This window comes from Sphingomonas sp. GCM10030256, assembly GCF_042666415.1.
GTDB lineage: Bacteria > Pseudomonadota > Alphaproteobacteria > Sphingomonadales > Sphingomonadaceae > Sphingomicrobium.
Genome location: NZ_JBHTDI010000001.1, coordinates 462,022 through 470,000 on the forward strand (window position 1 = coordinate 462,022; position 7,979 = coordinate 470,000).

Sequence of the window (7,979 nt, forward strand, 5' to 3'; positions counted from 1 at the left end):
CACTGAGGAGGCTAAGCGTCCACCCCACCCACAATCCGCCGCTCCGGCCCCGGCAGACCGATCCAGTAGCCGAGCTCCGCCAGGTCGGCGATGCGCCAGACGCAGATGTCGGCAGCCATGCCTGGAGCGAGGACGCCGATCTCGTCGGCGAGGCCGAGCGCGGCGGCGGCGTTGATCGTCATTCCGGCGAGCGCCTCTTCCGGCGAGAGGCCGAACAGGGTGCAGGCCATGTTCATCGCCAGCTGCGGGTTGAGCAGGGGCGAGGTGCCGGGATTGCAATCGGTGGCGACGGCGATCGGCACGCCATGATCGCGCAGCAGCTGGACCGGCGGTTTCTGCTTCTCGTTCAGCGCATAAAAGGCGCCGGGAAGGAGCACGGCGACTGTGCCCGCCTCGGCCATCGCCTCGGCGCCAACCGCGTCGAGGTGTTCGAGGTGATCGGCGGACAAGGCATTGTAGCGCGCGGCGAGCTTGGCGCCGCCACGATTGCTGAGCTGTTCGGCGTGGAGCTTGACTCGAAGGCCATGATTGTCAGCGGCGTCGAACAGCCGCTCGATCTCGTGCGGCAGGAAGCCGATGCCTTCGCAGAAGCCGTCGACCGCTTCCGCAAGCCCCAGTCTCGCCACCGCGGGGATGAGCTCCTCGATCGCCCGATCGACGAACTCGGTCCTCTCGGCGCCCTGCGGAAGAGCATGAAGCGCGAGGAGGGTGGGGACGATCCGCACCGCCTCCTGGTTACCGAGGGCACGGACGACATTGAGCAGGCGGATCTCGCTGGCGGGGTCGAAGCCGTAGCCCGACTTGATCTCCACGGTGGTGCAGCCGCCAGCCATCAGCGCACGAAGGCGGCGGCGGGCGGAATCGATCAGCTCGCTGGAGCCGGCCGCCTTGGTTGCGGCCACGGTGGAGGCGATCCCGCCGCCCGCCCGGGCGATCTGCTCGTAGCTCGCCCCGGCGCGGCGCATGGCATGTTCGGCCGCGCGGGTGCCGCCGAAGACGAGGTGAGTATGGCAGTCGATCAGGCCCGGCGTGACCCAGGCCCCGCCGAGCGGAACGACCTCCTTCGCCTGAAACCCGGCCAGCTCGGCGCGGCGGCCGACGCGGACGATCTTGCCGTCGGCGATGCCGATCGCGGCGTTGTTGACCAGCCCCAGCGGATCGCCGCGGCGGCCGTCCATTGTCGCGACATTGCAGTCGGTGAGCAGGCGATCCCACATGGCGCGGCCTTTGGCACGCTGCTAGGCAGGCGCGCAATGACGAGCGCCTGGCCGAACCTCCAAGACCTGCTGTGCGATGCGACGAGCGATGCGCCGATCGGGTTGGTGGGAGCGCCGCTGGCTGCCGGCTCGGTCACCCCCGGGCGGTGCGACCTTGCTCCGGGCGAGCTGCGCCGCGTGCTGCGGCGGATCGGCCGCTACGATATCGAGACCGGGCGGGAGCTGGGCAGCCGAATCGCCGATCATGGCGATGTAGCGGTTGAGGGGCTGAGCATCGAACAAGCGACCGCACCGATCCGCGGGGCGGTGGCGGCCAGCGTCCGACGACATGACCTGACCCTGCTGCTCGGCGGCAACAATGCGGTGACCCGGCCTGGGCTGCACGGGCTGGCGGAGGGTTTGGGAGTCCCGCTCGGGCGCTGCGGGCTGATCACGCTCGATGCCCATTTCGACATGCGCGAGACCAGCGACGGGCTGGGCAACGGCAACCCGGTGCGGGCGCTGATCGAGGACGGGCTGCCGGGCCGAAACATCGCGCAGGTGGGATTGGCGCCGTTCGCGAACAGCCGCGCAATGCACCAGGATGCACTCGCCGCCGGCAATCTGGTGATCAGCATCGGCGCGGTGCGAGACAAGGGAATCGGGGAGGCGCTCGATCGCGCGTTGGCTCACGTAGCCGATTGCGAGGCTGTGCTGGTCGACTGCGACATCGACGTGATCGACCGCAGCGAGTTTCCCGGAGCGCCAGGTGCGCGCGCCGGAGGGATGAGCGCTCTTGATTTCTTCGCCACGGTCCGCCGGCTGGCGGCCGAGCCCAACGTCAGGGTGGTCGACCTGACCGAATGGGACCCGCCGCTCGACCCGTCCGATCTCAGCGGGTTGACGGCCGGGCGGTGGCTGGCGGAAGTGGCTGCGGGATTTGAGATGCGATGACTCCCGGTCCGCTCATCCTGAGCAGCCACTGAGCGAGGCCGAAGTGGCTCCTCAGGATGAGCGGGTTTGGAGAATCTTCCTCCCCTTCTCCGACAGGCTCCGGAAGGTGATGGACCATCGCCGCTCCGGGTGAGCGGCGATGCCATGCTCCCACGTCTGGCGGACCTCACCCCGGAGCAGGTACGCGCTGCGCGTCTCAAGCGGCAGCTTTACCCGGCGGAAACCCTTCTCCAACCGCTGGCGGAAGGCCAGTTGCACCGCCGCGCCAAGCGAAATTCCGACCACATCCTCGAACACGGGCCGGTCCTTGTGCCAGCCGATTCCTGCGCCGGGATCGTAGCGGATCAGCAGGGCGTGGCCGAAATCGTCCGGCGGAAGACCGGCGAATGCGGCAGCGCGGTCGCGCAGCGGCAGCAGCCAGTCGGGAAGCGGTTCGGCCTGGCAGAAGCTGCCATCCTGAAAATCGTAGCGCCAGCCGAAGGTGCGGGTCAGGCGCTTGCCTTCAAAGCCCTGGAACTTGAACGGGGCCAGTTGGATTTCGCCGATCCGGGCGATCAATTCCTGTTCCTCTTGCGCAGTCACGAATTCTTGCCGGACCCGGAGGCCCGGAATCAGGGGAGCGTCGAACAGGTCCATCGTCAGCGGCCAAGCAGTTGCTTCAATTCCGAAGGGGTAAGCGGGTGGCGCAGCTGGTCCATGCCGCATTGCTCCGGGGCTTTGTCGGGTCGGCGGCGGAGCAGGCGCGTTCCATGCCTAAAGCGATCCGAGGTCACCTGATCGTAGAGGACTTCGACCACAATGGCGGGCCGGAGCGGAAGCCACTCGCTTTCCTGCCCGCGATTCCACCGGCTCGGCCCGCCGGGCTTTGCGCCGGTGAAGCCCGGCGGTTCAATCAGCGCTTGGAGCTCCGGCGTCCAGGCGCGTTTGTCCGCGGCCGAGAAGGAGGAACAGAAGCCGACATGGTTGAGCTTGCCGGTCTCGTCGTAGAGCCCGAGGAGCAATGACGCCATGTCCGCGCTGGCCTTGCCGGTGCGAAAGCCGCCCACCACGCAATCGGCGGTCCGATGCTGCTTCACCTTGATCATCGCGCGTTCGCCCGACCGGTAGCTGTCCGTCAGGCGTTTGCCGATCACGCCGTCGAGCGCGCCGCCGCTCCGCCCGAGCCAGTCGAGCGCGGCCCCCCGGATGGTGGTCGCGGGTGAGAGGAGCAGCGCCGGCTCATCCTGCTGCGCCATGAAGCGCTCGAGCGCCGACCGCCGCTGCTGCAGGGGCCGGTCCTTCAGATCCTCGCCGTTCAGTTCTAGCAGGTCGAAAACCAGCAGCGTGGCCGGCGTTTCCGCTGCCAGCTTACGGACGCGGCTCTCGGCCGGGTGAAGGCGCATCTGCAGCGCGTCGAAACTGAGTCCCTCATCGACTTCGATCACCAGCTCGCCGTCGAGCGCGACACGATCGCCCGCGAGCCGGCCGAGCATCGCCACCACTTCAGGGAAGTAGCGCCCGAGCGGCTTGCCCGACTTGGACCACATCTCGACGTGGGCGCCAACGCGAACCGCGATGCAGCGGAAGCCATCCCATTTGGGCTCATATTGCCAGCCGGGCTCGTCGGGCAAATGCTCGACCAACAGCGCTTCCATCGGCGCGGGCGCGGTCATTGGAGCTCGATCCACACTGGCGCGTGATCGCTTGTCTTCTCCATCGCGCGGACGCTGCGATCGACCCCGGCCTGCTTCAATCGCCGGCTCGCCGCGGCGTTTAGCAGCAGATGGTCGATCCGCAGCCCGGCATCGCGCGGAAACGCGTTGCGGAAGTAATCCCAGAAGGTGAAGATCCGTTCGTCCGGATGGAGATGGCGTAGGGCATCGGTCCATCCGCCATCGAGCATTCGCTGGTACGCCGCTCGCGCTTCGGGTGCGAACAAGGCATCGTCCAACCAGCGTTCCGGTTTGTAGACGTCGGCCTCCGTAGGAATGATGTTGTAGTCGCCGGCGAGCACCACGGGCTCCTTCAGCGGGAGAAGCTCGGCCGCGAGTGCTTCGAAGCGCGCGATCCATCGAAGCTTGTAGTCGAACTTGGGTCCGGGCTTGGGATTGCCATTGGGCAGGTACAGGCAACCGACAAGCACGCCGTTCACCGCCGCTTCCAGGTAACGGCTGTGCGCGTCGTCAGGCTCGCCCGGGAGTCCGCGGCGGGTCTCCACCGGATCGCAGCCACGCGCCAGGATCGCGACCCCATTCCAGCTTTTCTGGCCGTGCCAGATGGCGCCGTAGCCGGCCTCCGCGACTGCCTGCCGCGGGAACTTCTCGTCCGAGGCCTTCAATTCTTGGAGGCAGACGACATCCGGGGCCGTCGCCTCCAGCCACGTCAGCAGCACCGGCAGGCGCCCGTTGACACCGTTCACGTTGTAGGTTGCGATCCGCACAGGCAGGTGAACCGTTCGGTCCGGCTTCGGTTCAATTGGGGTCGCGGCGGCGCTGCTCCTCGAACTTGTAGCGATCGCGGATCCGTGAAAAAGCGGCCGAGAGAGCCGGACGTTCTCAGTGCGTCAACTTCCTGGAGCGGCACATCGCAGGGGCAATGGCCGGTCCAGAAGCGGGGCTGGGCCGCGGCTGCGGAGCGTGTTCTTGCGGCGGTGAGCCCCGCTGGCGAACAAGCCGAGCCAATCCCGCGGCACCAAGTCCAAAACGCAAAAAGGCCGCCCGAAGGCGGCCTAACTGTGCTGGTTGCGGGGGCAGGATTTGAACCTGCGACCTTCAGGTTATGAGCCTGACGAGCTACCGGGCTGCTCCACCCCGCGCCAGTTCTGCCGGCCGCCAGGCGGCACGCGCAAGGCGTCCCATCTGTCGATCCAACAAACGACAAAGCCGCCGCTCGGATCTCCGGCAGCGGCTTCGTCAAACATGTGAATGGGTTTTCTTCCACGCAACGCCAGCTGCAAAGCCTGGCGACGACCTACTCTTCCACAGCTTAAGCTGGAGTACCATCGGCGCTGCCTGGTTTCACGGCCGAGTTCGGGATGGGATCGGGTGGGTCACAGGCGCTATGGTCACCAAGCTATGAAGCTGGCGCTGAGCGGAAGTTCTAGAAATCGTACGACCATTATTCTGGCGTCATCTAGCTGAGGTCAAACCAATCGACAGAGCTGTCGATGATGGTGGGACTCTCAAGCGCGAACAGAGCAATTAGGACCGGTTAGCTCCATGCATTACTGCACTTCCACACCCGGCCTATCAACGTGGTGGTCTTCCACGGCTCGATGATACCTTATCTTGAGGGAGGCTTCCCGCTTAGATGCTTTCAGCGGTTATCCCGTCCATGCATAGCTACCCTGCTGCGCGGCTGGCGCCACGACAGGTCCACCAGAGGCATGTTCACCCCGGTCCTCTCGTACTAGGGGCAACTCCTCTCAAGTATCGACGCCCACGGCAGATAGGGACCAAACTGTCTCGCGACGTTCTGAACCCAGCTCACGTACCACTTTAATTGGCGAACAGCCAAACCCTTGGGACCTGCTCCAGCCCCAGGATGTGATGAGCCGACATCGAGGTGCCAAACAACCCCGTCGATATGAGCTCTTGGGGGTTATCAGCCTGTTATCCCCGGCGTACCTTTTATCCGTTGAGCGATGGCCCTTCCACGAGGGACCACCGGATCACTATGACCGACTTTCGTCTCTGCTCGACTTGTCAGTCTCGCAGTCAGGCGGGCTTATGCCATTGCACTCTAACAGACGGTTTCCAACCGTCCTGAGCCCACCATCGCGCGCCTCCGTTACTCTTTAGGAGGCGACCGCCCCAGTCAAACTACCCGCCACAGAGGGTCCCTGCACCGGATAACGGTGCGAGGTTAGACTGTAGAAAACAACAGGGTGGTATTTCACCAGTGGCTCCACCCGAGCTGGCGCCCGGGCTTCAAAGCCTCCCACCTATCCTACACAATTGTTTCCCACAGCCACTCTGAAGCTGCAGTAAAGGTGCACGGGGTCTTTCCGTCTAACCGCGGGTACTCCGCATCTTCACGGAGAATTCAATTTCGCTGAGCAGGTGTTGGAGACAGTGGGGAAGTCGTTACGCCATTCGTGCAGGTCGGAACTTACCCGACAAGGAATTTCGCTACCTTAGGACCGTTATAGTTACGGCCGCCGTTTACCTGGGCTTCAATTCAGTGCTTGCACACCTCCTCTTAACCTTCAGGCACCGGGCAGGCGTCAGACCCTATACGTCGTCTTGAAGCCGACTTAGCAGAGCCCTGTGTTTTTGTTAAACAGTCGCTACCCCCTGGCCTGTGCCCCCTCAAAGCGGTTGCCCGCAATGAGGGCCTCCTTCTTCCGAAGGTACGGAGGCAATTTGCCGAGTTCCTTCAACACCCTTCTCTCAAGCGCCTTGGTATACTCTACCTGCCCACCTGTGTCGGTTTCGGGTACGGTCTATACGGTGGGGCTATTTCCTGGAACCGGTTCGCCGCCCTTACCAATCCGATAAGGAAGAACGACTTTTCCGATCCGTCACACACCACCAGGTTCAGGAATATTAACCTGATTCCCATCGACTACCCCCTTCGGGCTCGTCTTAGGGGCCGACTCACCCTGCGCGGATTAGCCTTGCGCAGGAACCCTTGGGCTTTCGGCGAGAGGGCATCTCACCCTCTTTATCGCTACTCATGTCAGCATTCTCACTTCCGATACCTCCACGGTCGGTTACCCTTCCGCTTCACAGGCTTACGGAACGCTCCGCTACCGCGTGATCTTGCGATCACACCCTAAGCTTCGGTGCATCACTTTAGCCCCGTTACATCTTCGCCGCAGGAACCCTTAATTAGACCAGTGAGCTGTTACGCTTTCTTTAAAGGATGGCTGCTTCTAAGCCAACCTCCTGGTTGTTTTGGGATTCCCACATGCTTTCCCACTTAGTGATGACTTGGGGACCTTAGCTGTAGGTTAGGGCTGTTTCCCTTTTGACGACGGACCTTAGCACCCGCCGTCTGTCTCCCGGACTATACTCTGTGGTATTCGGAGTTTGGTTAGAATTGGTAGACCTCGCGGCCCCCGCATCCATCCAGTGCTCTACCCCCACAGGAAAACATCCGAGGCACTACCTCAATAGTTTTCGCGGAGAACCAGCTATTTCCCGGCTTGATTGGCCTTTCACCCCTAAACACAACTCATCCGGTAACTTTTCAACGTTAATCGGTTCGGGCCTCCAGTGAGTGTTACCTCACCTTCACCCTGGTCATGCCTAGATCGCCGGGTTTCGGGTCTAATGCATCAAACTCAATCGCCCTATTCAGACTCGCTTTCGCTGCGCCTACACCTAACGGCTTAAGCTTGCTTGATACATTAAGTCACTGACCCATTATGCAAGAGGTACGCGGTCAGATCTCAAGGATCCTCCCACTGCTTGTAGGCAACCGGTTTCAGGTACTGTTTCACTCCCCTCATCGGGGTGCTTTTCACCTTTCCCTCACGGTACTAGTTCACTATCGGTCATACACGAGTATTTAGGCTTGGAGGGTGGTCCCCCCATGTTCAGACAGGATTACACGTGTCCCGCCCTACTCGAGTCCTTGTTGATTGCTTTCGCATACGGGGCTGTCACCCGCTCTGGCGCTACTTTCCAATAGCTTCTGCTAACTAACAACAAGGCACTGGCCTGGTCCGCGTTCGCTCGCCACTACTTACGGAATCTCGGTTGATGTCTTTTCCTCCAGGTACTGAGATGTTTCAGTTCCCCGGGTTCGCTTCACTAAGCCTATTTTATTCAGCCAAGTGATATCCTTCCTATATAACCGCAACCGAGCGAACTCGATTGAGAGTATATAGTGAGGATGGGTTTC

At 62.6% G+C, this 7,979-nt stretch carries 5 protein-coding genes, 1 tRNA gene and 2 rRNA genes (1 of these 8 running past the window's edge); 1 reads left to right on the top strand and 7 read right to left on the bottom strand.

The genetic code is table 11. From position 1 onward, the window contains the following. Positions 1 to 11 precede the first annotated feature (11 nt). Positions 12 to 1,217, bottom strand: a complete 1,206-nt coding sequence (gene hutI / locus ACFQPG_RS02120; protein ID WP_380809891.1) for an imidazolonepropionase — start codon at positions 1,215 to 1,217, stop codon at positions 12 to 14. A gap of 36 nt (positions 1,218 to 1,253) precedes the next feature. Here hutI and ACFQPG_RS02125 point away from each other — a divergent pair, with 36 nt between their 5' ends. Further along, positions 1,254 to 2,150, top strand: coding sequence for an arginase family protein (locus ACFQPG_RS02125; RefSeq protein ID WP_380809893.1), 897 nt, complete (start codon positions 1,254 to 1,256; stop codon positions 2,148 to 2,150). A gap of 51 nt (positions 2,151 to 2,201) precedes the next feature. Here ACFQPG_RS02125 and ACFQPG_RS02130 read toward each other — a convergent pair whose 3' ends face one another. The 6 genes from ACFQPG_RS02130 to ACFQPG_RS02155 form a co-directional block, all read right to left on the bottom strand. Next, positions 2,202 to 2,786, bottom strand: coding sequence for an alpha-ketoglutarate-dependent dioxygenase AlkB (locus ACFQPG_RS02130; protein ID WP_380809895.1), 585 nt, complete (start codon positions 2,784 to 2,786; stop codon positions 2,202 to 2,204). A 2-nt stretch (positions 2,787 to 2,788) separates the two neighbouring features. Then, complete coding sequence (locus ACFQPG_RS02135) at positions 2,789 to 3,802, bottom strand: ATP-dependent DNA ligase (protein WP_380809897.1); 1,014 nt, start codon at positions 3,800 to 3,802, stop codon at positions 2,789 to 2,791. Then, the gene (gene xth / locus ACFQPG_RS02140) at positions 3,799 to 4,569 is read right to left on the bottom strand and encodes an exodeoxyribonuclease III (RefSeq protein WP_380809898.1); all 771 of its coding nucleotides are present in this window, start codon (positions 4,567 to 4,569) and stop codon (positions 3,799 to 3,801) included. The genes ACFQPG_RS02135 and xth overlap by 4 nt, the downstream gene beginning before the upstream one ends. 298 nt (positions 4,570 to 4,867) lie before the next feature. Continuing rightward, positions 4,868 to 4,944, bottom strand: a tRNA-Met gene (locus ACFQPG_RS02145). Positions 4,945 to 5,086: 142 nt separating this feature from the next. Continuing rightward, positions 5,087 to 5,201, bottom strand: a 5S ribosomal RNA gene (gene rrf, locus ACFQPG_RS02150). Between the two features lie 108 nt (positions 5,202 to 5,309). Beyond that, positions 5,310 to 7,979 (bottom strand): 23S ribosomal RNA (locus ACFQPG_RS02155); it runs 122 nt beyond the window's last position.

Bases quoted from the DNA above. Each gene is read 5' to 3' on its own strand.
- hutI (WP_380809891.1), bottom strand. From the start codon at position 1,217: ATGTGGGATCGCCTGCTCACCGACTGCAATGTCGCGACAATGGACGGC.
- ACFQPG_RS02125 (WP_380809893.1), top strand. From the start codon at position 1,254: ATGACGAGCGCCTGGCCGAACCTCCAAGACCTGCTGTGCGATGCGACG.
- ACFQPG_RS02130 (WP_380809895.1), bottom strand. From the start codon at position 2,786: ATGGACCTGTTCGACGCTCCCCTGATTCCGGGCCTCCGGGTCCGGCAA.
- ACFQPG_RS02135 (WP_380809897.1), bottom strand. From the start codon at position 3,802: ATGACCGCGCCCGCGCCGATGGAAGCGCTGTTGGTCGAGCATTTGCCC.